Annotated in this window: 24 protein-coding genes and 1 pseudogene; 18 read left to right on the plus strand and 7 right to left on the minus strand. The window is 53.7% G+C overall.

Translation table 11 applies throughout. The features are described 5' to 3' along the window. Positions 1-411 (minus strand): hypothetical protein (locus tag FDW98_RS23675; protein ID WP_249935704.1); only part of this gene is annotated, 411 nt, incomplete at its 3' end. A gap of 999 nt (positions 412-1410) precedes the next feature. Between FDW98_RS23675 and FDW98_RS23760 the strand changes: the two are divergent. Beyond that, positions 1411-1524 (plus strand): annotated as a pseudogene (locus tag FDW98_RS23760) (IS3 family transposase); the annotation flags it as partial. 14 nt (positions 1525-1538) lie between these two features. On the opposite strand, the gene yjgA reads toward FDW98_RS23760, so the two are convergent. Continuing rightward, positions 1539-2090, minus strand: a complete 552-nt coding sequence (gene yjgA, locus FDW98_RS14415; RefSeq protein WP_096758526.1) for a ribosome biogenesis factor YjgA — start codon at positions 2088-2090, stop codon at positions 1539-1541. Between the two features lie 95 nt (positions 2091-2185). Here yjgA and pmbA point away from each other — a divergent pair, with 95 nt between their 5' ends. The 13 genes from pmbA (at position 2186) to FDW98_RS14480 (ending at position 12415) form a co-directional block, all read left to right on the plus strand. Beyond that, the gene (gene pmbA, locus FDW98_RS14420; protein ID WP_096758525.1) at positions 2186-3538 is read left to right on the plus strand and encodes a metalloprotease PmbA; all 1353 of its coding nucleotides are present in this window, start codon (positions 2186-2188) and stop codon (positions 3536-3538) included. Positions 3539-3618: 80 nt separating this feature from the next. Next, positions 3619-4005: a cytochrome b562 gene (gene cybC / locus FDW98_RS14425; RefSeq protein WP_096758524.1), complete on the plus strand. Its 387-nt coding sequence runs from the start codon at positions 3619-3621 to the stop codon at positions 4003-4005. A gap of 344 nt (positions 4006-4349) precedes the next feature. Next, positions 4350-4670, plus strand: a complete 321-nt coding sequence (locus tag FDW98_RS14430; protein WP_096758523.1) for a glycine dehydrogenase — start codon at positions 4350-4352, stop codon at positions 4668-4670. Positions 4671-4680: 10 nt separating this feature from the next. Continuing rightward, the gene (locus tag FDW98_RS14435) at positions 4681-5043 is read left to right on the plus strand and encodes an SFCGS family glycine-rich protein (RefSeq protein WP_096758522.1); all 363 of its coding nucleotides are present in this window, start codon (positions 4681-4683) and stop codon (positions 5041-5043) included. A gap of 2 nt (positions 5044-5045) precedes the next feature. After that, entirely contained in the window at positions 5046-5345 is a 300-nt protein-coding gene (locus FDW98_RS14440) for a DUF4312 family protein (RefSeq protein WP_096758521.1), read from the plus strand. A gap of 22 nt (positions 5346-5367) precedes the next feature. Further along, on the plus strand, positions 5368-6144 hold the full coding sequence (locus FDW98_RS14445; protein WP_096758520.1) for a DUF4311 domain-containing protein: 777 nt from the start codon (positions 5368-5370) through the stop codon (positions 6142-6144). Between the two features lie 11 nt (positions 6145-6155). After that, entirely contained in the window at positions 6156-6800 is a 645-nt protein-coding gene (locus FDW98_RS14450) for a DUF4310 family protein (protein ID WP_096758519.1), read from the plus strand. A 113-nt stretch (positions 6801-6913) separates the two neighbouring features. Continuing rightward, positions 6914-8047, plus strand: a complete 1134-nt coding sequence (locus FDW98_RS14455) for an amidohydrolase/deacetylase family metallohydrolase (RefSeq protein ID WP_096758518.1) — start codon at positions 6914-6916, stop codon at positions 8045-8047. Further along, a complete protein-coding gene (locus FDW98_RS14460) occupies positions 8031-9149 on the plus strand; it encodes a DgaE family pyridoxal phosphate-dependent ammonia lyase (RefSeq protein ID WP_096758517.1) in 1119 nt (372 codons plus the stop codon). Before FDW98_RS14455 ends, FDW98_RS14460 begins: the two co-directional genes overlap by 17 nt. Next, positions 9146-9886: a KDGP aldolase family protein gene (locus FDW98_RS14465; RefSeq protein WP_096758516.1), complete on the plus strand. Its 741-nt coding sequence runs from the start codon at positions 9146-9148 to the stop codon at positions 9884-9886. The genes FDW98_RS14460 and FDW98_RS14465 overlap by 4 nt, the downstream gene beginning before the upstream one ends. Before the next feature lie 21 nt (positions 9887-9907). Further along, the gene (locus FDW98_RS14470) at positions 9908-11821 is read left to right on the plus strand and encodes a BglG family transcription antiterminator (protein ID WP_096758515.1); all 1914 of its coding nucleotides are present in this window, start codon (positions 9908-9910) and stop codon (positions 11819-11821) included. Positions 11822-11898: 77 nt separating this feature from the next. After that, positions 11899-12141, plus strand: a complete 243-nt coding sequence (locus tag FDW98_RS14475) for a type II toxin-antitoxin system RelB/DinJ family antitoxin (protein WP_096758514.1) — start codon at positions 11899-11901, stop codon at positions 12139-12141. Then, on the plus strand, positions 12131-12415 hold the full coding sequence (locus FDW98_RS14480) for a type II toxin-antitoxin system RelE/ParE family toxin (protein ID WP_096758513.1): 285 nt from the start codon (positions 12131-12133) through the stop codon (positions 12413-12415). Before FDW98_RS14475 ends, FDW98_RS14480 begins: the two co-directional genes overlap by 11 nt. A gap of 3 nt (positions 12416-12418) precedes the next feature. Here the strand turns inward: FDW98_RS14480 and nrdG are convergent, their stop codons facing one another. The 5 genes from nrdG to treR all read right to left on the minus strand — a co-directional run bounded on the left by nrdG (position 12419) and on the right by treR (position 19728). After that, positions 12419-12883, minus strand: a complete 465-nt coding sequence (gene nrdG, locus FDW98_RS14485) for an anaerobic ribonucleoside-triphosphate reductase-activating protein (RefSeq protein WP_096759476.1) — start codon at positions 12881-12883, stop codon at positions 12419-12421. A 121-nt stretch (positions 12884-13004) separates the two neighbouring features. Next, the gene (gene nrdD, locus FDW98_RS14490; RefSeq protein ID WP_096758512.1) at positions 13005-15143 is read right to left on the minus strand and encodes an anaerobic ribonucleoside-triphosphate reductase; all 2139 of its coding nucleotides are present in this window, start codon (positions 15141-15143) and stop codon (positions 13005-13007) included. A gap of 406 nt (positions 15144-15549) precedes the next feature. Then, complete coding sequence (gene treC, locus FDW98_RS14495) at positions 15550-17202, minus strand: alpha,alpha-phosphotrehalase (protein WP_096758511.1); 1653 nt, start codon at positions 17200-17202, stop codon at positions 15550-15552. A gap of 49 nt (positions 17203-17251) precedes the next feature. Next, entirely contained in the window at positions 17252-18670 is a 1419-nt protein-coding gene (treB, locus tag FDW98_RS14500) for a PTS trehalose transporter subunit IIBC (protein WP_096758510.1), read from the minus strand. A 110-nt stretch (positions 18671-18780) separates the two neighbouring features. Further along, on the minus strand, positions 18781-19728 hold the full coding sequence (gene treR / locus FDW98_RS14505) for a trehalose operon repressor TreR (RefSeq protein WP_096758509.1): 948 nt from the start codon (positions 19726-19728) through the stop codon (positions 18781-18783). A 190-nt stretch (positions 19729-19918) separates the two neighbouring features. Between treR and mgtL the strand changes: the two genes are divergently transcribed. The 4 genes from mgtL (at position 19919) to FDW98_RS14520 (ending at position 24752) form a co-directional block, all read left to right on the plus strand. Continuing rightward, entirely contained in the window at positions 19919-19972 is a 54-nt protein-coding gene (mgtL, locus tag FDW98_RS23840; protein ID WP_223240171.1) for a mgtA regulatory leader peptide MgtL, read from the plus strand. 143 nt (positions 19973-20115) lie between these two features. Next, positions 20116-22824, plus strand: a complete 2709-nt coding sequence (mgtA, locus tag FDW98_RS14510) for a magnesium-translocating P-type ATPase (protein ID WP_096759475.1) — start codon at positions 20116-20118, stop codon at positions 22822-22824. A 378-nt stretch (positions 22825-23202) separates the two neighbouring features. Continuing rightward, the gene (locus FDW98_RS14515) at positions 23203-24180 is read left to right on the plus strand and encodes a TRAP transporter substrate-binding protein (protein ID WP_096758508.1); all 978 of its coding nucleotides are present in this window, start codon (positions 23203-23205) and stop codon (positions 24178-24180) included. Positions 24181-24242: 62 nt separating this feature from the next. Further along, positions 24243-24752 (plus strand): TRAP transporter small permease, encoded by a 510-nt coding sequence (locus FDW98_RS14520; RefSeq protein ID WP_096758507.1) that lies wholly within the window; start codon positions 24243-24245, stop codon positions 24750-24752. The last annotated feature ends 24 nt before the right edge of the window (positions 24753-24776 follow it).

Here is a 24776-nt window from a genome sequence, read left to right on the forward strand (position 1 = left end):
GGTATTGGCTGCTATGTCTGTAGTGTTGGCCGTGGTACGGGTGTCAAGGTCTGCGATATCCGAGGCGTTATCGGCAATAGCACTGGTGTTGGTTGCAATATCCGTGGTGTTTGTTGCGATGTCCGAGGCGTTATCGGCAATAGCGCTGGTGTTGGTTGCTATGTCTGTAGTGTTGGTTGCAATACCCGAAGCGTTATCGGCAATAGCGCCGGTATTGGCTGCTATGTCTGTAGTGTTGGTTGCAATTGCCGCTGCGTTGGCTGTTACTTCCCCTTCCAGGGTTTGAGTGGCAGCTGTCACTGCATCATCAACATATTTTTCGGTTGCATTATCGTCAGGTCCAGCAAAAACAACATTCGGTAATAATGCGCATGAAACAACGATAGTAAGCGCGCTGCGTTTAAAATTCATAATTGATAATCTCCATGTATATATTTTTGTAAAAAAACAAAGCATCGCAATGATTGATTTATTCCTGATAGGATGCGGTTGCTCTAATGCGATACATCCTTGTAAATGTATGTAATAAGGCTTCTGCGTCTAACATTATGCGGATTATAAAGTTCTCATTTGTTAGTTCAATTCTGTTATCTGTTGTGGGTGTGATTGTTTTTATTTTTTTTTTGCTTTTAAAAACAATGGGTAATGTCTTTTTTTAAGGATTTCCTTGTTATTTTTTTAGGATTTACGCCCGAAAGTTAGATGTGTTTATATAAATCCTAGATAATTATTGTTTTGATGAATTTATTTTTCGCGTGAATTTTTTTATGTATCACATATTGGTAATGTATTTGTTGTTGGCTGTGTGATAAGTTGGTCTGAATATGAATGTTATATGTATACATTTGTTTTGATATATACAATTAGAAGGGAAAGTATGTGAGGTAATTGGAACTACATTAAAGGCTCTGGTATGAAATCGGACTGCACCCCAAAAGTTGGACGCTCCAGTTTTTTATGGCAAATCCAAAATATTCCCTCGAAACCAGAGAGTCTGTTGTCTGACGCTACCTCTCCGGTAATGATGGGACACGACGAATCGTAGAATGCTTTGGAGTTAAAATAACGTCAGTTCCTCGCTTGGTCAGAGCCTTGCAATTACACGGCATTGATGGTGCTACCTAAAAAACGACAATTATTCTCCTGAATTTCGGAAAACTGTTGTCTGAGCTTCACTCTGTGAAGAACTTAAGATGCGCGAATCAGCGGCACGATTTCACATCGCAAATGAAAGTGTTGTCCCGTACTGGGTCAAAGTGTACAAATTCTAAGACCAGAAATGACTTCTGAGTATAAAACACGGCTGGGGCAAACCAATGTCAAAACAACCAATAACATCCCCACTTACCGATGCGGGACTGGAAAAGCACTATCCCGAAGAATTACGGGCTGAACTCCGTTATTTGTAATATCCATTACTACAACAACGAGCGGATGAGCTTTAAATTACAAAGCCTGAGCCCGGTAGAATACCGAACCCAGGCCCTGAAAGCCGCTGTCCCACTTTATGAGTGCAGACTATAATCCTGAGCCTTTTGTTAGGCCTCGTTTTCTGCCAACTCACGCAAATACTGAAAAATCTGACGTGCTGATTTCGGCGGCTTATTGCCTTCCAGCTCTTTCTTCGCATTGCGAACCAGAGAACGAAGCTGTTGGCGATCGGCGTGCGGCCACAGTCTGAGGACTTCCGCTACCGCATCATCACCTTCAACGATCAAACGATCGCGCAGCTGCTCCAGCTTATGAAACATTACAACCTGTTGGTTGTGACGGTTCTTCAGCTTATCCAGCGCCTGACGGATAGGATCGACATCGCGCTGACGCAGCATCTTGCCAATCAGCTGCAGCTGGCGGCGACGGCCTTCCATCTTAATACGCTGAGCCAGCTCAATGGCGGCACGTAAATCCGCATCGAGCGGGATTTTATCCAGCGCGTTTTTCCCCAGTTTTACCAGTTCCACGCCCAGGTGCTTTAACTCCTCGGCGTCACGTTTTATTTCACTTTTACTGACCCAGATAATTTCATCGTCTTCGTCTTCGATGCCATCACCGGGAACGTCGTCGAGCCAGTCTTCGGGCTGCTTAGTCATGTCAGGCTCCTTAAAAAAAGAGGCTAATGTTACCAGTTAAGATGCGCACTGAAAAACGGTTCTCTGTTAGACTTCAGAGAAACTCTCTCTACATTATGGCATTTGCGATGAAAGTAATCTCACAAGTTGAAGCGCAGCGTAAGATTCTGGAAGAAGCAGTCTCGACAGCACTGGAATTAGCATCAGCTCAGTCGGACGGTGCAGAAGTCGCCGTAAGCAAGACGACGGGTATTAGCGTCAGCACCCGTTATGGTGAAGTGGAGAACGTAGAATTCAACAGCGACGGGGCGCTGGGCATTACGGTGTATCACCAGAACCGTAAAGGTAGTGCGTCGTCCACCGATTTAAGTCCACAGGCGATTGCGCGCACCGTGCAGGCTGCGCTGGATATTGCTCGTTACACCTCCCCGGACCCGTGCGCAGGCGTGGCGGATAAAGAACTGCTGGCCTTTGATGCGCCAGATTTAGACTTGTTCCACCCGGCGGAAGTCTCGCCTGACGAAGCCATCGAACTGGCGGCACGTGCTGAACAAGCGGCGTTGCAGGCCGATAAGCGCATTACTAACACCGAAGGTGGCAGCTTTAACAGCCACTACGGCATCAAAGTGTTTGGTAACAGCCACGGAATGCTGCAGGGCTACTGCTCCACGCGTCATTCTCTCTCCAGCTGCGTGATCGCCGAAGAAAATGGCGATATGGAACGCGACTACGCCTACACCATTGGCCGCGCAATCGGCGATCTGCAAACGCCGGAATGGGTGGGGGCCGACTGTGCGCGCCGCACCTTATCCCGTCTGTCACCGCGTAAACTGTCCACCATGAAAGCACCGGTTATTTTCGCCAATGAAGTGGCGACTGGCCTGTTTGGGCACCTGGTCGGGGCGATTGCAGGTGGCTCGGTGTATCGTAAATCTACCTTCCTGCTGGACTCGCTGGGCCAACAAATTCTGCCGGAATGGTTGACCATTGAAGAACACCCGCATCTGCTGAAAGGGCTGGCCTCTTCGCCGTTCGACAGCGAAGGCGTGCGTACGGAACGTCGCGATATTATCAAAGACGGCGTCCTGACTCAGTGGCTGCTGACCAACTATTCTGCCCGCAAGCTGGGACTGAAAAGCACCGGTCATGCCGGTGGTATTCATAACTGGCGTATTCCCGGACAAGGTCTAAGCTTCGAGCAGTTGCTCAAAGAGATGGGCACGGGTCTGGTCGTAACCGAGCTGATGGGGCAGGGCGTGAGTGGTATCACCGGCGATTATTCGCGCGGCGCGGCGGGTTTCTGGGTCGAAAACGGTGAAATTCAGTACCCGGTGAGTGAAATCACCATTGCCGGTAACTTGAAAGACATGTGGCGCAATATTGTCACCGTCGGTAACGATATTGAAACGCGCAGTAATATACAGTGTGGTTCTGTGCTACTGCCGGAGATGAAAATCGCCGGGCAGTAATACCCGTCATACTTCGAGCTGCGGCGTGAATTATTACGGGTATCTGGCGTTATTCTTAATAATAAAAAAGGAAGTGAGCAATGCGTAAACACCTGTTAGCGATCGTCGCGGCTTCAACGCTGGTTTTGGGTTCATCTGCGTTTGCAGCCGATCTCGAAGACGATATGGGGATCCTCAACGACAACCTGAAAATCGTGGAAAAAACGGATAACGCCACTGAACTGAAAGACGCGTTAACCAAAATGCGTGCAGCCGCGCAGGATGCACAAAAAGGAACGCCACCGAAGCTGGAAACTAAATCCCCGGACAGCCCGGAGATGAAAGATTTCCGTCACGGCTTTGACACGCTGATCGGCCAGATCGACGGCGCGTTAAAACTGGCGAACGAAGGTAAAGTCAAAGAGGCGAAAGCGGCAGCGGAGGAGCTAAAAACCACCCGCAACGCTTACCATAAGAAGTACCGTTAATTTATGTATCCGGCCTGCGCGACGTCGTAGGCCGGATAAGACGCGACAGCGTATCCATCCGGCAGCGCCCCCCATAAGTAAACGCTATACCCATCACATTTTTTAACTTTTAACGCCAACCCGTTTTTCCTGCCGCTTGCGGTTTCCCTGCTATTTCGTGCGATCCCCATCACGTTATCCAGGCGATAAATAACCAATCCCGCCCTTTTTGCGGCACAGATCACTATCGTTGCTCACCTTTCCACTTCGAAGTGGAAAACAACTCGCTACAAACTTTTAACCTCCACCGTTAGTTTACGCTTAGAGCCATTAGTGGGGTATGACGAGTGAATAACGGAGCGGTAATGAATGACAGGGGGGAATCGGTGACACCGTCTGGTGAACTGGCCGAACGCATGCTGGCGCAGGTGTATGCCCTGTTGCGCGCACGCCACATCATTCCCAATGCCGTACAGGAACAAATGCTGACATCGCATGTTCGTGCCATGGCGCACCGCTCGGTGACGGGTGAACCGCTACCTGAAGTCGATGCCAGCTTATTTGATGAAATATCTGCCGAATCAATGGCACTTGCCCGCGACATCGTGGCGGAGTTTGGCAACCTACCTGAAGAAGAGGCCTGGCTGCTGTCGGTACATTTTGAAGTCGCAAAAGAGAACCTTTAAGGAGCACAAGATGGAACAGATTACTGTGGTGATTGGCGATCGTCTGGGTAAAGGCCAGAAAGTGGCGGCAGGCGTTGAGAAAGCAGGCGGACGTGCGGTCGTGGTACCGGGCGTGGCGGCAGATATGAAGCTGGGTGACATGATGAAAGCGGAAAACGCCACCTTTGGCATTTCGTTTTGCGGCAGCGGCGGCGCGGGGGCTATCACCGCGCAGACCAAATATGGTTACAAAGCCAAATACGGTATGCGTTCGGTTGAAGAGGGCGTCACCGCCATCAACGAAGGTTGTAACGTGCTGGGATTCGGCTTTATGGACAAAGAAGAGCTCGGCGAGCGCCTGGTGCAGGCGTGGCAAAAGAAATACGGCGCTTAAGCATGAAAGAGCAATTCACCACAACGGTGAGAGTCACGGGTAAGGGTGACGCCAAAGCGCGCGCCTTTGCCGATGCCCTGAACCACGTTCAGGCCGCGGTGATGAAAGGGTCACCGCATATCTTACTGCGTATTGAGCCACAGGATGTGCAGGTTGTTCAAGCGCGTGAAACGGTGCGTAAAGAGGCGTTCTTATTCCTCTTTTTGCGCCGCGAAAGACGCACTTTCAGCGTGGAGCTGGATGTGACCGTCAACGTGACTGCCATCAATCTTGAGAAGGTGGATTTCGTCACGCAACGCTGATTCACTATTAAAAGGCATAATTATGTTCCTGATAATATTAATAAAATCGCTCATCATCGGCGCGCTGGTTGGCGTAGGTGTCGGCGCTGGGGCTGCACGCATGTTTCATGCGCCTACCTCTCAGGGGATGGGCGCGTTTCGTACTCTGGGGGAGCTGAATTCCTGTGAAGGGGATCCTGCTTCTCACTTCTCATTCGGCCTGGGCTTCTTCTTTAACGCCTGGGCTTCATCCGTTGCGGCGGGGGCGTTCACGCAGGACGTTGACCACCGCATCATCCCTAACTGGGGTGCGGCGGCATTGATGCTTAAAAACCGTAATGTCGGTGAAACGCTGCATGACCCCAGACGCATGGCGATTGCCTGCGGTGTCATCGGCATGATTGTCGTCACCTTCCTGAATCTCACCGCGTCATCCGTACCGGCGGCGCTGCAGGTTACTGCCGTGAAGGTGCTGGTACCGGCGGCAAACCTGCTGGTCAACACCGTGATGCCGGTGATCTTCTGGCTGGCGGCGATTGATGCCGGCAAGAAATCAGGCTTCTGGGCGACCGTCTTTGGTGGCGCGGCGCAGCTGATTATGGGCAACGCCGTACCGGGTCTGGTACTCGGTATTTTGATTGGTAAAGGCGTCGAAGAGAGCGGCTGGAACCACGTCACTAAAGTGATGATGGTGGCTATCGTCGCACTGTTCGTGCTGAGCGGTTTCTTCCGCGGCTTCGATATGAAGATGATCGAATCCTTCCATCTGACCGTGCCGAACTGGCTGGAACTGATCCACAACTCACTCAGCGGCAAGTAACGGAGGCCACAATGGAACAGAATAAAGGTTTTTGGTTCGCCGACTGGTCGTTCCCGATCTTCGTGGGCCTGCTCTCCTCCGGCGTCTTTGCCGGCACGCACATGTACTACCTGTATGGCATCGGTGCGTTTAACGAAGTGGCCTTTGTGGCAATGCTGAAAGCGGGAATGGACACCGGTTCTTACGGGGCGGTAGCGGCGTTTGGTGCGAGCTTCCTGTTTGCCCGCATTATTGAAGGTTCGCTGGTGGGTATCCTGGACATCGGCGGGGCCATCCAGACCGGCGTTGGTTTGGGCGTGCCGGCACTGCTGCTGGGGGCTGGCATTATTTTCCCGGTCGCTAACTTTGCTGCCTCGCTGGTCACCGGTCTGGTGATTGGCCTGGCAATTGGCTACATCATCATTCTGGCGCGTAAGTTCACCATCAATCAGAGTGATTCGACCTACGGGGCGGACGTGATGATGGGAGCCGGTAACGCCTCAGGTCGCTTCCTTGGACCGCTGATCATCCTCAGCGCGATGACGGCTTCCATCCCTATCGGCGTCGGTTCTCTGGCCGGGGCGCTGCTGTTTTACCTGTGGCAGAAACCGATCACCGGCGGTGCGATCCTTGGGGCCATGATCCTCGGTTCCATCTTCCCGATTGCGATTAGCTAATTGCCTGATGGCGCTGCGCTTATCAGGCCTACAGCATCGTACTCGTTGTAGGCCTGATAAGACATTTATGTCGCCATCCGGCAACCGATTTCCTCTTTCTACAGGAGAGTGTGATGTTTGATTTACTCCTGCGCCATGCGCGTCTGGTAGACGATACGGTGAGCGATATTGCGGTCAAGGACGGCAAAATTGCGGCGCTGGGCGAGATAACCGATCCGGCGGTGAAAACTGTCGATTTACGCGGTGAGTGCTACGTCAGCGCCGGGTGGATTGATTCTCACGTCCACTGCTACCCGAAATCCCCGATTTATCATGACCAGCCCGACAGCATCGGGATTGCCACCGGCGTCACCACGGTGGTGGATGCCGGTAGCACCGGCGCTGATGATATTGATGATTTCTATACCTTAACCCGTGAAGCGACCACCGATGTTTATGCCTTGCTGAATATTTCCCGCGTGGGGCTGATTGCGCAAAACGAGCTGGCTAATATGGCTAATATCGACGCTGACGCGGTGAAGCAGGCGGTGCAACGTCACCCGGATTTTATTGTCGGCCTGAAGGCGCGAATGAGCAGCAGCGTGGTCGGCGAAAATGGCATTACCCCGCTGGACTACGCCAAAACCATGCAAGCGCAGAATGGTGACCTGCCGCTAATGGTGCACATCGGTAACAACCCGCCGGATCTGGATGAGGTAGCCGAACGCCTGACGGCGGGCGACATTATTACCCACTGCTATAACGGTAAACCGAACCGTATTCTGACGCCAGAAGGCGAACTGCGGGCCTCGGTGACGCGGGCGATTTCGCGCGGCGTACGCCTCGATGTCGGACACGGTACCGCCAGCCTGAGCTTTGCGGTGGCGAAACGCGCTATTAGCTTAGGTATTTTGCCGCACACCATCAGCTCAGACATTTACTGCCGCAACCGCATCAGTGGCCCGGTGCATTCGCTGGCGAATGTAATGTCGAAATTTCTCGCCATCGGTATGTCGCTCCCGCAGGTCATCGAGTGCGTGACCGCCAGTGCCGCCGACGGCCTGCACCTGAAAAATAAAGGCCGACTTCAGGTCGGTCTGGATGCCGATCTCACCCTCTTTACGCTGAAGCGCCAGCCCGCCGTGCTGGTCGATGCCGAAAACGACAGCCTGCAGGCTGAACAACTGCTGGTACCGCTTGCTGCAATACGTGCAGGCAAGGGCTATATGACCGAACAAGGGAGCGCGGAACATGCCTTCGATTTTTGAGAAATACCATTTAAAACAGGTTATTAATACCTCTGGGCGCATGACGGCGCTTGGGGTCTCTACGCCACGACCCGAAGTGGTACAGGCCGCGATGGCGGGGATGAATCAGTACTTCGAAATGAAAGATCTGGTCAATAAAACCGGAGACTACATCGCGAAGTTGCTCGAGGTGGAAGGCGCCACGGTGGTGTCCTGTGCCTCTGCGGGGATTGCCCTGTCAGTGGCGGCTGTGCTGGTAAAAGACAGCGACTGGCTGCTGGAAAACCTGCACGCCACGCCAATCGACAACAACGAAATCGTGCTGCCTCGCGGCCATAACGTCAACTTTGGCGCACCGGTTGGCAGCATGGTGGCGCTTGGCGGCGGCAAGTTAGTCGAGGCCGGCTACGCCAATGAATGCTCGGCGGCGCAGCTGACAGCCGCCATCTCGCCGCGCACGGCGGCCATTCTGTATATCAAATCGCACCACTGCGTACAAAAAAGCATGCTCAGCGTAGAGCAGGCCGCCGTGGTCGCACGTACGCATAATCTGCCGCTGATTGTGGATGCGGCGGCGGAAGAAGATTTGCAGTGCTACTACCGTGTCGGTGCGGACCTGGTGATTTACAGCGGCGCCAAGGCGATCGAAGGGCCAACCAGCGGCCTGGTGATTGGTAAAACACAGTATGTGGAGTGGGTGAAACGCCAGACGGCGGGCATTGGCCGGGCGATGAAGGTCGGTAAAGAGGGCATTCTCGGGCTGACCTGCGCCATCGAACTGTACCTCAGCGCGCAGAAAGAGAGCGGCGCGGAGATGGTCGAAAAAATGACGCCGTTTATTAATACGCTGAATACCTTCAATGGCGTCAGTGCGCGCGTGGTGTGGGATAGCGCAGGGCGCGACATTGCACGTACCGAAATTAAGTTTGACGAAGCGGTAACCGGGATCGCCACCGGCGAGCTGGTTGAGGCGCTTAAGCAGGGCGAGTATGCGATCTACTTCCGTGGCTACAAAGCCAACGAAGGTATTATTGAAGCGGACGTGCGCAGTGTAGACCGCGCGCAGTTGGAGATAGTGGCGCGTCGTATTGCGGACGTGACCGGGCAGGAGAAAAAAGCATGAAACTGACGCCTGATTTTTATCGCGATCGCGTCTGTCTGAACGTGCTGGCGGGGTCAAAAGAGAACGCCAGCGATATTTACGCGGCGGCCGAAGGCCATGTGCTGGTCGGCGTGCTGTCCAAAAATTACCCGAGCGTTGAAAGCGCGGTGGCGGATATGCGTGAATACGCGGCGCTTATCGACAATGCGCTGTCCGTTGGTCTCGGGGCGGGCGATCCGAACCAGTCGGCGATGGTCAGTGAAATTTCCCGTCAGGTGCAGCCGCAGCACGTCAATCAGGTGTTTACCGGCGTGGCGACCAGTCGGGCGCTGCTGGGGCAATCTCAAACGGTGGTCAACGGTCTGGTTTCGCCAACCGGTACGCCGGGTTGGGTGAAGATCTCCACCGGCCCGCTCAGCAGCCAGTCAGCAGATGGCGTGGTACCGGTGGCAACCGCCATTGCACTGCTGAAAGACATGGGCGGCAGCTCGATTAAATATTTTCCGATGGGTGGTCTGCAATGCCGCGACGAATATCAGGCGGTGGCTGAAGCCTGCGCCCGGCATGACTTCTGGCTGGAGCCTACGGGCGGTATCGACCTGGACAACTTTACTGAGATTCTGCAGATTGCCCTTGATGCCGGCGTGAGCAAAATCATTCCTCACATTTATAGTTCTATTATTGATAAGGTGAGCGGCAACACCCGGCCTGACGATGTGCGCCAGCTGCTGGCAATGACCCGGGCCTGCGTAGGTTAACTGACTAGTGAGGAAACTGACGTGCGATTCCCCAACCAACGTTTAGCGCAGCTGTTTGGCATGCTGCAAAGCGAGGCGCTGCCGCAGGATGAGCTGGCGCAGCGGTTGTCGGTTTCCACACGCACGGTCAGGGCGGATATTACCGCGCTGAACGCGCTTCTCACCCCGTATGGCGCGCAGTTTGTCCTTAGCCGGGGCAACGGTTATCAGTTGAACATTGACGATCCGGCACGCTACCAGACGTTACAAACGCAGCAGCCCGAGCGGTTGCTGTGCATTCCGCGTACCAGCCAGGAACGGGTACACTGGCTGGTGGTTCGTTTTCTGACATCGGCTTTTTCGCTGAAGCTGGAAGATTTAGCTGATGAATGGTTCATCAGCCGGGCGACGCTGCAAAACGACATGGCAGACGTGCGTGAGCACCTGCAACGCTATCGACTGACGCTGGAAACGCGCCCCCGACATGGGATGAAGCTGTTTGGCAGTGAGATGGCGATCCGCGCCTGTCTGACCGATCTTCTGTGGACGCTGGCGCAGCAGGACCCGGCCCATCCACTGGTGATTGAAGAGGCGCTAAATGCGGGCGTCCCGCAACAGCTGCAGCCGGTTTTACAGGATATTTTTACCCGCTTTCATATTCGCCTGACCGACGAAGGTGAACTCTTTCTGCGCTTATATTGTGCGGTGGCGGTACGCCGGATTAGCGAGGGCTATCCGCTGCCGGAATTTACCGCAGAAGAGGTGGAACATGAGGTGTGCCTGGCGACGCGGGAAATTGCTTCAGTCCTGCACCAGCTGGCAGACAAACCGCTCTCCGTGTTTGAGGAGAACTGGCTGAAGGTACATATCGCCGCCCGTCAGGTACAGGATATCGCCCCCAGCGCGATTAACGCCGATGATGACGAAGCGCTGGTCAATTACATCCTGCGTTTTATCAACACCCAGTACAATTACAACCTGATGAACGATCGGCAACTGCATGCCGATCTACTGACTCATATTAAGACCATGATCACCCGGGTACGCTACCAGATCATGATCCCCAATCCGCTGCTGGAAAATATTAAACAGCACTATCCGATGGCATGGGACATGACGCTGGCCGCCGTGTCGGGGTGGGGGAAATACACCCCGTATACCATTAGCGAAAATGAGATTGGCTTCCTCGTGCTGCACATTGGCGTTGGGCTGGAACGTAGTTACAACATTGGTTACCAGCGACAGCCTCGTGTGCTGTTGGTTTGCGACGCAGGAAACGCCATGGCGCGCATGATTGAAGCGGTGCTGGCGCGTAAATATCCGCAGATTGAGATTGTCGGCACCGTGACGCTGCGCGACTACGAGCAACGGGACGCCATCAGCGAAGACTTCGTGATTTCTACTGCGCGAATAAATGAAAAAGATAAGCCCGTGGTGATGATCGCCCCGTTCCCCACTGATTATCAGCTGGAGCAAATTGGTAAGCTGGTGCTGGTGGATCGCACCCGCCCGTGGATGCTGAACAAGTTCTTCGACGCCGCCCATTTTCGCATTATTGACGAACCGATGGATCAACAGACGCTGTTCAACACGTTATGCGGCCAGCTGCACGATGAAGGCTTTGTCGATGCGGAGTTTCTCGACTCCGTCGTTGAGCGCGAGGCCATCGTCAGCACCTTGCTGGGTGACAGTATTGCCCTGCCGCACTCCCTCGGTTTGCTGGCTAAAAAAACGGTGGTCTATACGGTGCTCGCCCCGCAGGGCATCGCCTGGGGAGACGAAACCGCACACGTGATCTTCTTGCTGGCCATCAGTAAAAGCGAGTATGAAGAAGCGATGGCCATCTACGATATTTTCGTCACCTTCCTGCGTGAACGCGCCATGACGCGGCTCTGTGCGTGTCAGAATTTTACCGAGTTCAAAACGGTCGCCATGGAGTGCGTCAGTCGTTTTTGAGAGGTGTTATCCATAATTCGATGTAATGCGAATGTAATGCTAAACTGCATTACACATTCGATTCTACCGGAGGCATAATGGCCACGCTGAACGTCCGTCTGGATGACAAACTCAAAAATGAGGCTTATGCCGTGCTGGATAAACTGAACATTACTCCAACGGAAGCCGTGCGATTACTGTTCCAGTACGTCGCGGAAACGGGGCGCATGCCAGTGAAAACCGTCACTCTTAGCGATAGTGAAGATGCACTGATTCAGACAGTTCGGGAGAGGCTGTCTAGTCCGCAAAAGGGAATCAAGATTAGTCTGGATGACTTATGAACTGGAATTCGACCCGAGGGCCTTAAAAGAGTGGCATAAGCTGGGCGATACAGTGAAGGCTCAGCTTAAGAAAAAGTTGGCTGATGTGCTATTGAACCCCAGAATTGACTCTGCCTGTTTAAACGGTCTTCCTGACTGCTATAAAATTAAGCTTAAATCGTCCGGCTATCGTCTGGTGTACCAGGTTCGGGATGAAGTTGTGATTGTGTTTGTTGTCGCGGTAGGCAAGCGAGAACATTCAGCCGTCTATCACGATGCAAACAAACGGCTTTAGCGATCATCGCAAGTGATGTACCACCTGGTTGCTGCTGCCGCGCCAGATCAGCGCCGGGTCTTTAAGATCCTGCACAAATTTGCCATCGACCAGCACGTTGATGAGATCGACCACCTGCATTTGCGCGGCGTTGAGTTCATCAAGCTTGTAGCCGGTCCATACCCAGATGTCTTTCCCCGGACACTCCGCATGAATGCGTTGCACCAGTTTCAGGATATCCGGCACGTTTTGCGGATGTAGCGGATCGCCGCCGGACAGCGAGATCCCCTGGCGAGGGATCCGCGTATCGTTGAGATCGGCAATGATCTTATCTTCCATCTCTTTGGTAAACGGCTCGCCGGAGTTCAGACGCCAGGTGCTTTTGTTATAGCAGCCGGGGCATTCATGCACGCACCCAGAGACAAACAGGGTGCAGCGTGTACCGGGGCCGTTGACGATGTCGACGGGGTAATATTGATGATATCGCATAGAGGATGTCCAGAAAGAATGTAGGCCGGATAAGGTGCTTGCACCGCCATCCGGCAACATTGTGATGCCTGATGGCGACGCGATTGCGTCTTATCAGGCCTACGGTCTTTGCAAACGGAAATTAACCGAGCTGCCCGTTACCTAAGTGCTTCACGCGGCGCTTCACTTCTTCCTGCTTACCGGCGTTAAACGGACGTGCGTCCGGGCTGCCTAAATAACCGCAGACGCGACGGGTGACTGACACGCGAGCAGCGTCGTGGTTACCGCATTTCGGGCAGGTGAAGCCTTTGCTGGTGCATTCGAATTCACCGGTAAAGCCGCACTCGTAGCACTCATCGATCGGTGTGTTGGTTCCGTAATACGGCACGTGCTGATAGCTGTAATCCCAGACGTCTTCCAGTGCTTTCAGGTTGTGCTGAATGTTCGGGTACTCGCCGTAGCAAATGAAGCCGCCGTTCGCCAGCGGCGGATACGGTGCTTCGAAATCGATTTTGTCGTACGGGTTAACCTTTTTCTCCACGTCGAGGTGGAAGCTGTTGGTGTAGTAGCCCTTGTCGGTCACGCCCGGCACTACGCCAAACTCGGCGGTATCCAGACGGCAGAAGCGGTCGCACAGGTTTTCACTTGGCGTGCTGTACAGGCTGAAGCCATAGCCGGTTTCGTCTTTCCATTGATCGACGGCCTGACGCAGGCGTTCAACAATGGCGATGCCTTTGGCGCGAAGCTGCTCGCTGTCGTACATATGCTTTTCGCCAAACAGCGCGTTGATGGTCTCGTGAATACCGATGTAGCCCAGAGAGATCGACGCCCGGCCGTTTTTAAAGATTTCAGACACATCATCGTCGGCTTTCAGACGCACGCCGCAGGCACCTTCCATATACAGGATTGGCGCCACGCGCGCTTTTACGCCTTCCAGACGCGCGATACGGGTCATCAGCGCTTTGCGCGCCAGCACCAGGCGATCGTCGAGCAGTTTCCAGAAGGTGGCTTCATCACCGTGTGCTTCCAGTGCAATACGCGGCAGGTTGAGGCTAATCACGCCAAGGTTGTTACGCCCGTCGTGAACCTGTTCGCCGTTCTCGTTTTCCCATACGCCGAGGAAACTGCGACAGCCCATCGGGGTTTTGAACGAACCGGTCACTTTTACGACCTGATCGTAGTTCAGGATGTCCGGATACATACGCTTGCTTGCGCATTCCAGTGCCAGCTGTTTGATGTCGTAGTTTGGATCGCCAAACTTGTGGTTCAGACCGTCACGAATAGCAAACACCAGTTTCGGGAACACGGCGGTTTTACGATTTTTACCCAAACCGGCAATGCGGTTGCGCAGAATAGATTGCTGGATCAACCGTGATTCCCAGCTGGTTCCCAGGCCAAAGCCAAAGGTGACGAACGGGGTCTGGCCGTTGGCGGTATGCAGCGTGTTCACTTCATACTCGAGGGACTGGAATGCGTCGTAGCACTCTTTCTCGGTACGGGAATGCGCATAGCCGTCGGCATCCGGGATCTGCCACTCTTCTGCGGTTTTACGGTGCTTGTTAAAGCTCTCGGTGACGAACGGCGCGAGAACTTCATCGATACGGTTAATGGTGGTGCCGCCGTAAATGTGGCTGGCAACCTGGGCGATAATCTGCGCGGTGACCGCGGTCGCCGTGGAGATGGATTTTGGCGGCTCAATCTCCGCGTTACCCATCTTAAAGCCCTGCGTCAGCATGCCTTTCAGGTCGATAAGCATACAGTTAAACATCGGGAAGAACGGCGAGTAATCGAGATCGTGGTAGTGAATATCACCGCGCTCGTGTGCCTGAACTACATCACGCGGCAACAGGTGCTGGCGCGCATAGTGCTTGGCGACGATACCGGCCAGCAGGTCGCGCTGGGTTGGGATCACTTTACTGTCTTTGTTGGCGTTTTCGTTCAGCAGCGCGGAGTTGGTTTGCTCAACCAGACCCCGAATTTCCTGGTTCAGGCGACCACGTTTTTCACGTTGGATATCACGGTCGTGGCGATATTCGATGTACGCACGGGCGAGTTGTTTGTACGGGCCAGACATCAGCTGGTTTTCCACCGCTGTCTGGATCTCGTTGATATCGACCTGGCTGCGCTCATTCATCTGGCTGCTAACGACTTCTGCGACGGTGGCACAGTAATCTGCGTCATCGACTCCCGCTGCTTTAGCTGCACGCAGAATGGCTTCTTTGATGCGCTCTGATTTAAACGGCACTTTACAGCCATCACGCTTCATCACATGCGGTGTCATGATCACTCCATATTTATAAGAACAGGTTATCCACAGAGGGTGGGAAGCGCTCACTGGTTTATTCATCTCTCTATCCAATGACTTCCCGCAATCCAGACCCCATTTATCCACATTTCCACCGCTACCGAGGGAAATGGCGTTGTAGCAATTGTAGTCGATTAATACAACATATTGGGTCGGCGTGCATTTTAAGTTCTATATGTAGTGATTTGCATCAAGGATGTTTGCGATTTTATTGATGTAGCTCAAAGTAAAAACCAGAGCGTACAGATGACGGGCAGTACAGCGATTGTAAATTGCCCGTAGAAAATTCTGATTAATTATTCAGCAAAAACAGACGGGTAAGTTGAGCGTATGCCGTGAAGCCCGGCAGCGCTATACGCGCCGGGCTTGATCCAATTGCAAGCTATTTTTGCAGCCACCAGATAGCTTCAAAAGGACGTAGCGTCATCGCGCCGGGCTGGTGGGCGACCTCGTCATAGTTGTGCATCAACACCTGCCAGTTGTCGCGAGTGTTCGCCGGTTGCCAGGGCTGGAAGGCGTTGCTCAGATTAGCAACGACCAGCAGCCGTTGTCCCTGCCATTCGCGCTGATAGCACCAGACATGCGGACTGTCCGGCAACAGATCCTGATAATCGCCCCAGGTGAGAATCGGTTCTGTTTTTCGTAAGGCAATCAGCTTCTGATAGGTGTAAAACACCGAATCGGAATCCCTTAGCGCTGCAGCAACGTTGATCTCCGCCGCATTGTCGCACAGGTTGATCCACGGCTCCCCCTGGGTAAAGCCCGCGTGTTGGCTTCCGTCCCACTGCATCGGCGTGCGGCTGTTATCGCGGGATTTACTGGCGAGGATCGCCAACAGCTCGTCGGCATCACGCCCGCTAGCATTCAGCTCGGCAAACATGTTATGGCTTTCGACGTCGCGATAATCGGTAATCTGGCGAAAATGTGGGTTGGTCATGCCAATTTCTTCGCCCTGATAGATATAAGGCGTGCCCTGCATCCCGTGCAGCACCATCGCCAGCATTTTAGCGGCCGGCACGCGATATTGTCCTTCATCACCAAAGCGTGAAACGATGCGCGGCTGATCGTGATTACACCAGAACAGCGCGTTCCACGCGACGTCGTGCATGCCCTGCTGCCAGTGGCGGAACAGGGCTTTCAGCGCCACGTAATCCGGTTTGGCTAACGACCACTTTTCACCATTCGGGTAATCGACTTTCAGGTGGTGGAAGTTAAAGGTCATCGACAATTCGCAGCCGTCCAGTGCGGCGTATTGCTGGCAATGTTCGAGCGTGGTGGAGGACATTTCGCCCACTGTCATCAGGCTGCGTGGGGTGAAGACATCGCGGTTCATCTCGCGTAAGAATTCATGCACGCGCGGACCATCGGTGTAAAAACGGCGGCCATCACCGTCAGGATCGCTCGGGAAGTCCTGATCCTTGGAGATCAGATTCACCACGTCGAGGCGCAGTCCGTCTACGCCGCGATCGGCCCAGAACTCACACACTTTTTTCAGCTCGGCGCGAACCGCCGGATTTTCCCAGTTCAGGTCGGCCTGTTCCGGGGCAAAGAGGTGTAGATAATACTGTTCGCTTGCGGCGTGCCAGTCCCAGGCGTTGCCGCCAAATTTGGAGCGCCAGTTGTTCGGGCAGGCCTCAGGCGTACCGTCACGCCAGATATAGAACTGACGATACGGACTGTCTTTATCCAGCGCTTCACGAAACCAGGCGTGCTGCGTCGAGGTATGGTTAAACACCATATCGAGAATAATGCGTATGCCGCGCGCTTTCGCCTGCGCCACCAGTTCGTCGAAGTCATCCAGCGTGCCGTAGGCCGGGTCAACGGAGATATAATCTGCAACGTCGTAGCCGTTATCAACCTGTGGCGAAATGTAGAACGGCGTCAGCCATATCGCATCAACGCCCAGCGTTTGCAGATAGTCGAGACGCTGCGTAACGCCGCGCAAATCGCCGGTGCCGCTGCCGGTGGTGTCCTGAAAACTCTTGGGGTAAATCTGATAGATAACGCCGTGTTGCCACCAGTGTGGAATAGTCATTATGGTTTCCTGCAAATGCGGAGGGGTGCAATGGCACCCCAAAAAAGAGTCAGACAATTTGTAACGTGCCCTGACGGTATTTACGCTGGTAGACGAACGAGGTCAGTACCATCGGGATAACAATCGCGATGACCATTGCCAGGCCAAATACCTGCCAGTAAGTCGGCTGGATGGAGAGGATGCCAGGTATACCGCCGACGCCAATGCCGTTCGCCATCACGCCGTTCAGGCCGCACAGCAGACCAGCGAGGCCGGAACCGATCATTGCGCACAGCATCGGGAAGCGGTATTTCAGGTTGATGCCGTACATTGCCGGTTCGGTCACGCCGAGCCAGGCGGAGATAGCGGCAGGTACCGAGATTTCACGTTCGTTTTGCTTGCGGCTGGCGATGATAATCCCTATTACCGCCGAGCCCTGGGCGACATTTGACAGTGCAATCAGCGGCCACACCGGCGTGCCGCCCATGCTTTGGATCATCTGCATATCGATGGCCAGCGTAGTTTGATGCACGCCAGTGATCACCAGCGGGGCGTACAGGAAGCCAAACAGCGCTGCGCCAATCGGGGCAAAGCTGCCGGTCATCAGATGACGCACGGCAAAGGCGACGCCATCGCCAATCCAGCGACCAAACGGACCAATAAACGCGTGGGCGAGGAACACCGCGAGGATCAGCGAGCACACCGGGACGATCACCAGATACAGGTAATCCGGGACGAGGCGTTTCAGGCGCGTTTCAATCAATCCCAGCGCCAGACCTGCCAACAGAGCAGGAATAACCTGCGCCTGGTAGCCGACTTTTTCGATCGTAAACAGGCCGAAGTTCCACACTTCCGGCACCTGCTGGCCCAGCAAATACGCGTTCATCAGCTGCGGTGAAACCAGCGTGACGCCCAGCACGATGCCGAGGATCGGCGTGCCACCCATTTTCTTCACCGCTGACCAGCAGATGCCGACCGGCAGATAGAAGAAGATCGCTTCCCCGATCAACCACAGGAAGTCATAGAGGGTTTTCAGCGACGGGTACATCTGCGCCAGCGTCTGACCGTTGCTCATCGGCAGATCGCCGATCACATTGCGAAAACCTAAGATCAGGCCGCCGCTGATCAGCGCGGGCAGCAGGGGGAAGAAGATCTCCGCGAAGTGCGAGATCAACTCTTCGTGCCATTTCATGTTCTGTCGCGCGGCTTTTTTCGCCTGCTCTTTGTCGGCACTGGCCTGTCCGGTGGTGGCCAGCAGCGCTTTGTAGTAGTCGCCCACCTCGGTGCCAATCACCACCTGAAACTGCCCGGCGTTGGTGAAGCAGCCTTTGACCATCGGCAGTTGCTCGATCTCTTTCGGTCTGGCATTCGCGGGCTGATTCAGCACAAAACGCAGGCGCGTGATGCAATGACTCACCGTGGCGATATTGTCGCGCCCGCCCACCAACGCAATCAGCTGGTCGATATCCGCTTGTTTTACTTTGCTCATGATTAAGCCCTGTTGTTGACCTGGCGCCAGAGTATATCTTCGCTGGATATTTAAAAATGGGAACGTTCCCGAAACGCAGCGAAGATCACAAATTAGCGCTCAGAAAGCGATCAGGAAAGGGTGGCGGGAATGACGATCTGTCGGGGTTCGCTGCGGCCGTTGATCTGCTCGATCAACTGCAACGCCGCCTGTCGACCGGCTTCGGCGTAACCGGGATCGACGGTGACGATCTCCGGATGGAGGAATTTCATCAGCGGTGTGCTGCCCACGCTCGCCAGCTGCAGATGTTCAATGCGCTGCTCCTGCAAATATTTGCTGACCCCAAGGGCCAGAGTATCCGTGGCGCACACTAAGGCGGTGGTGTCTGGGGTAATGACATCGGCAGCGTGTTCGTAGCCCTGCTTCATGGCGAGACCCGGCAGGGCCGCAACAGGATGCAGTTGATGTTTTTTACAGAAGGCCAGGTAGGCGGCATGACGCCGTTGACCGGTGGTGACGTCGCTGTGGGGAACGCCAAGAAAACTAATATGGCGGTGTTGGCGATCGTATAAACGCTGCATCAGGGTATGGATTGCGCCTTCATCGTCATAACAGACCGAGGCAAAACCGTTAGCATCCCTTGCCAGCAACACCAGGGAGTCCTGCCAGGAGGCGATCATCGCTTCGGTAATACCGGTAAAACCGAACAGCACCACGCCGTCAATGTTGCGGCGTCGGAGCATACCCAGGTGTTCTTCCACCAGCTCCGGCGAGAACTGGCTTTCCATCATAATCGGGTCGTAGCCCTGCTCATAGAAGACGGGCAGCATGGTCTGCACGGCCAGATTCTCGGAAAGTGAATCCAGTCGCGTGACGATAATCGCCACCACTTTGTCACTTTGCCCACGCATGGCGCGGGCAGAGCGGGAAGGGGAAAAACCGTGCTGATTCATCACCGCTTCAACGCGTTCGCGGGTGCGCTCACTGACGCCGCTTTCATTGTTGAGGACGCGGGAAACGGTTGATTTTCCCACACCGCTTAAGCGGGCGATGTCTTTAATGGTCAGCCGATTTTGCATCCTGTATTCCCGTGTCGCGTGTGAAGTTATGCCAAAAGAGAATAACTTTACTCATGCTCAGCGCAATGGGCAAAGTCTGGTATACGTTTGGTTTAGTTTCTGTGCTTTATCATACCGCCATAATTGCCACGAACCTTATAGATTTATCCCTATAATGCGCAGGGCAAATCATTCACTTACCGGAGGCTGTATGGATCCCGATCCCACCCCTCTCCCGAAACGGAGAAAAACCCCTTTCCGGTAAGCCTGCTTTCACTGTCTTACCGGAAACGTAAGACAGTGACGTTCTGACGTCCCTGTTGTGATTTTATGATTGCCATCAGGCAAGGCTTTGCCACGCCTGAAGGATTCACTGCGCCTGTTGATACCGGCGCAGAGGGACTGCCTATGTTTAAAAATATCACCCGCCAGCTGTTTGCCCGGCTGAACCGCCATTTACCGCATCGTCTGGTGCATCGTGATCCGCTGCCGAACGCCCAGACTGTTGCCAGCACGCCCATTCCGCCTTCTCTGAGTGAACATTGCCTGAAGATGGCGCTGATGAACGAAGAGACGCTGTGGAAAACCTTTAATACCCACCCTGAAGGCTTGAACGCCGCGGAAGTGGAAAGCGCCCGTGAGCAGCATGGCGAAAACCAGCTGCCGGCGCAGAAACCGTCGCCGTGGTGGGTACATCTGTGGGTCTGTTACCGCAACCCGTTTAATATTCTGCTCACCATTCTGGGCGGGATTTCCTATGCCACCGAGGATCTGTTTGCCGCAGGCGTGATTGCCCTGATGGTGATTATCTCGACGCTGCTGAACTTTGTGCAGGAAGCGCGCTCCACCAAAGCGGCGGATGCGCTAAAAGCGATGGTCAGCAATACCGCCACGGTCCTGCGGGTGATTAACGAGACCGGCGAAAACGGTTGGGTTGAACTGCCTATCGATCAGCTCGTGCCCGGCGACATTATCAAGCTGGCGGCGGGGGATATGATCCCGGCGGATTTACGCATCGTTCAGGCGCGCGATCTGTTTGTCGCGCAGGCCTCGCTGACCGGTGAGTCACTGCCGGTCGAGAAGGTGGCGACCAGCCGTGACCCGCAGCAAAGCAACCCGCTGGAGTGCGATACCCTGTGCTTTATGGGCACCAACGTGGTGAGCGGTACGGCGCAGGCGATCGTCATTTCTACCGGGGCGAACACCTGGTTTGGACAGCTGGCGGGTCGCGTGACCGAGCAGGATAGCGAGCAGAATGCATTCCAGAAAGGGATCAGCCGCGTCAGCATGCTGCTGATCCGCTTTATGCTGGTGATGGCGCCGATTGTGCTGATTATCAACGGTTACACCAAAGGCGACTGGTGGGAAGCGGCGCTGTTTGCCCTGTCCGTGGCAGTAGGCTTAACGCCAGAGATGCTGCCGATGATCGTCACCTCAACGCTGGCGCGCGGGGCGGTGAAGCTGTCAAAACAAAAAGTTATCGTTAAGCACCTCGACGCCATCCAGAACTTTGGTGCGATGGATATTCTGTGTACCGATAAAACCGGTACGCTGACCCAGGATAAAATTGTGCTGGAGAATCATACCGATATCTCCGGTAAACCCAGCGAGCACGTTCTGCATTCTGCGTGGCTGAACAGCCATTATCAGACCGGGCTGAAGAACCTGCTGGATACGGCGGTGCTGGACGGTGTGGATGAAGAATCGGCGCGTCAACTCTCGACCCGCTGGCAGAAAATCGATGAGATCCCGTTTGATTTCGAACGCCGCCGCATGTCGGTGGTGGTGGCAGAAGTGGGCGATGTTCACCAGTTAGTGTGCAAAGGCGCGCTGCAGGAGATCCTCAACGTCTGTACCCAGGTGCGCCACAACGGTGAAATTGTTCCGCTGGACGACAACATGCTGCGTCGGGTGAAGCGCGTGACCGACACGCTGAACCGTCAGGGGCTACGCGTGGTGGCAGTGGCAACCAAATACCTGCCCGCGCGTGAAGGGGACTACCAGCGTATTGATGAGTCCGATCTGATTCTCGAAGGGTACATCGCATTCCTCGATCCACCGAAAGAGACCACCGCCCCGGCGCTGAAGGCGCTGAAGGCCAGCGGCATTACGGTAAAAATCCTCACCGGTGACAGCGAACTGGTGGCGGCAAAAGTGTGTCATGAAGTCGGTCTGGACGCGGGTGAGGTGGTGATTGGTAGCCACATTGAAGGGTTGAGTGACGACGAGCTGGCCCGGCTTGCCCAGCGCACCACGCTGTTTGCCCGCCTGACGCCAATGCACAAAGAACGCATAGTGACCCTGCTCAAACGCGAAGGCCACGTGGTCGGCTTTATGGGCGATGGCATCAACGATGCCCCGGCGCTGCGCGCGGCGGACATTGGTATCTCCGTCGATGGTGCGGTCGATATTGCCCGTGAAGCGGCGGATATCATCCTGCTGGAAAAGAGCCTGATGGTGCTGGAAGAAGGGGTGATCGAAGGGCGTCGAACCTTCTCGAACATGCTGAAGTACATCAAAATGACGGCCAGTTCTAACTTTGGTAACGTTTTTAGCGTGCTGGTAGCGAGCGCATTTCTGCCGTTCCTGCCAATGCTGCCGTTACACTTGCTTATCCAGAACCTGCTGTACGATGTATCCCAGGTGGCAATTCCGTTTGATAACGTCGATGAAGAGCAGATCAAAAAACCACAGCGCTGGAATCCCGCTGAACTGGGGCGCTTTATGCTGTTCTTTGGACCGATTAGCTCGATCTTCGACATTCTGACCTTTTGCCTGATGTGGTTTGTCTTCCATGCCAATACGCCAGAGCATCAGACGTTATTCCAGTCGGGCTGGTTTGTGGTGGGGCTGCTGTCACAAACGCTGATTGTGCATATGATCCGTACCCGCCGCGTGCCATTTATCCAGAGCCGTGCCGCATGGCCGCTGATGCTGATGACGCTGGTGGTGATGGTGGTGGGGATTGCGCTGCCATTCTCCCCGCTGGCGAGCTACCTGCAATTGCAGGCATTGCCGCTGAGCTACTTCCCGTGGCTGATTGCGATTCTGGCGGGTTACATGACGTTGACCCAATTAGTGAAAGGTTTTTATAGCCGCCGTTACGGCTGGCAATAACCGTTTCGTTTCTCTGCCGAATGGTGCGGGTACAGCCATTCGGCATTTTTCTTTTTCATTCGAAGATATTCTCTCGTAATATTTGTGTTTTAATTTTATTGAAATACTAACGGGGTAAAGTATTAACATATCCCGTTCTCGCCTTTTGTTTTTTCTCAATAAAACGATCTCCGTTGCAAAAATGAAACAGTGTGCTAAAAATTATTAGCATTGACGTTTTTTTGTGAAGGCAGTCATCGAAATAAATTGTTACACCAGCTAGTCTGCGCAGGTAACGTCGTTAAAAAAGTTTCTCGCTGCCCATTTTTAATTCCGGCAGTCATTTGCTCTGCATGCCATTTCTATTAATGGAAATTATGAACTTCTGGAGAAGGACAAATGAAACTGACAAAAAACCTGTTAAGCCTGTGTATTGGCGCGTCAGTCTTGCTGGCCAGTCATACCACGTTAGCCCAAACCTTCCGCGCCGCCGATGTGCATCCGGCTGATTACCCGAACGTTGTTGCCGTGAAGCACATGGGGGAAAAACTCAGTGCGGCGACCGACGGGCGTCTGGAGATTAAAACCTTTCCCGGTGGCGTATTAGGCGATGAGAAACAGATGATTGAGCAGGCGCAATTAGGCGCCATCGATATTATTCGCGTCTCAATGACCCCAGTTGCCGCCATACTCCCTGAAATTAACGTCTTTACCCTGCCGTATATTTTCCGCGATGAAGACCATATGCATAAGGTGCTGGACGGGATGATTGGCCAGGAGATTGGCGACCGTCTGACCGCAAACAGTAAATCACGACTGGTATTCCTTGGTTGGATGGATGCAGGTACGCGCAACCTGATCACTAAAAATCCGGTTATCAAGCCAGAAGATTTACACGGGATGAAAATCCGCGTGCAGGCCAGCCCAATCGCGCTGGATACCTTAAAAGCGATGGGCGCGAACTCCATTGTGATGGGGGTCAGCGAAGTGTTTAGCGGCATGCAGACCGGCGTAATTGATGGCACGGAAAATAACCCGCCAACGTTTGTGGCGCACAACTATTTACCGGTGGTTAAAAACTACACCTGGAGCAAACATTTTATTATTCCTGAGCTATTTCTGTTCTCGAAAACGAAATGGGATAAATTGAAAAAAGAAGATCAGGATCTCATTATTAAGCTCGCGAAAGAAGCGCAGGTAGAACAGCGTAAATTGTGGGAAGCCTATAATGCGAAATCACTGGAAACTATGAAAGCCAATGGTGTTCAGTTCCATGATATTGATACTGATGTTTTCTATAAAGCCACGCAGTCGGTAAGGGATAATTACGGTAAAGATCACCAAGATTTGATCAAACGTATTCAGGATGTGAAGTAGTTCATCAGGCGGATGGCATCCACCATCTGCCTGAGTCTTTTGATTAATTCGAGGTGATGATTATGGGTGAATGCTATTCATCGGTAATGGATTTTTTTTACCGGGTCTCAATGTGGATTGCCGGGATGGCATTATTAGTGATGGTCGCCATCATCCCAATTGGGATATTTGCACGATATGTTCTGAACAATGCCCTGTCATGGCCTGAGCCTGTCGCTATTCTCTGTATGGTGACATTCACCTTTATTGGCGCCGCGGTGAGTTATCGCGCAGGTTCGCATATCGCGGTAAGCATGGTGACCGATCGTTTGGGTGAAACCGCCCGCCGTTACTGCTCTCTTATCGCCGATATTATGCTGACGGCGATTAGCCTGTTTATTCTCTGGTACGGCACCACGCTGTGTCTTGAACTGTGGGAACAACCCGTTGCGGAATTCCCGCTGTTAAGCGCCGGGCAAAACTACCTGCCGTTACCGATTGGCTCTGCCATCACGCTGCTTTTTATTGTTGAGAAGATCTGCCGTGGTCCGCAGTACCAACGTCCTGTTGTCATGCTGGGTTCGACCAGCTAGTTACCGCCCCCATTTCAGAAAGGA

The sequence above is a fragment of the Citrobacter sp. wls711 genome (assembly GCF_005281055.1).
In the GTDB taxonomy this organism is placed as follows: domain Bacteria; phylum Pseudomonadota; class Gammaproteobacteria; order Enterobacterales; family Enterobacteriaceae; genus Citrobacter; species Citrobacter gillenii.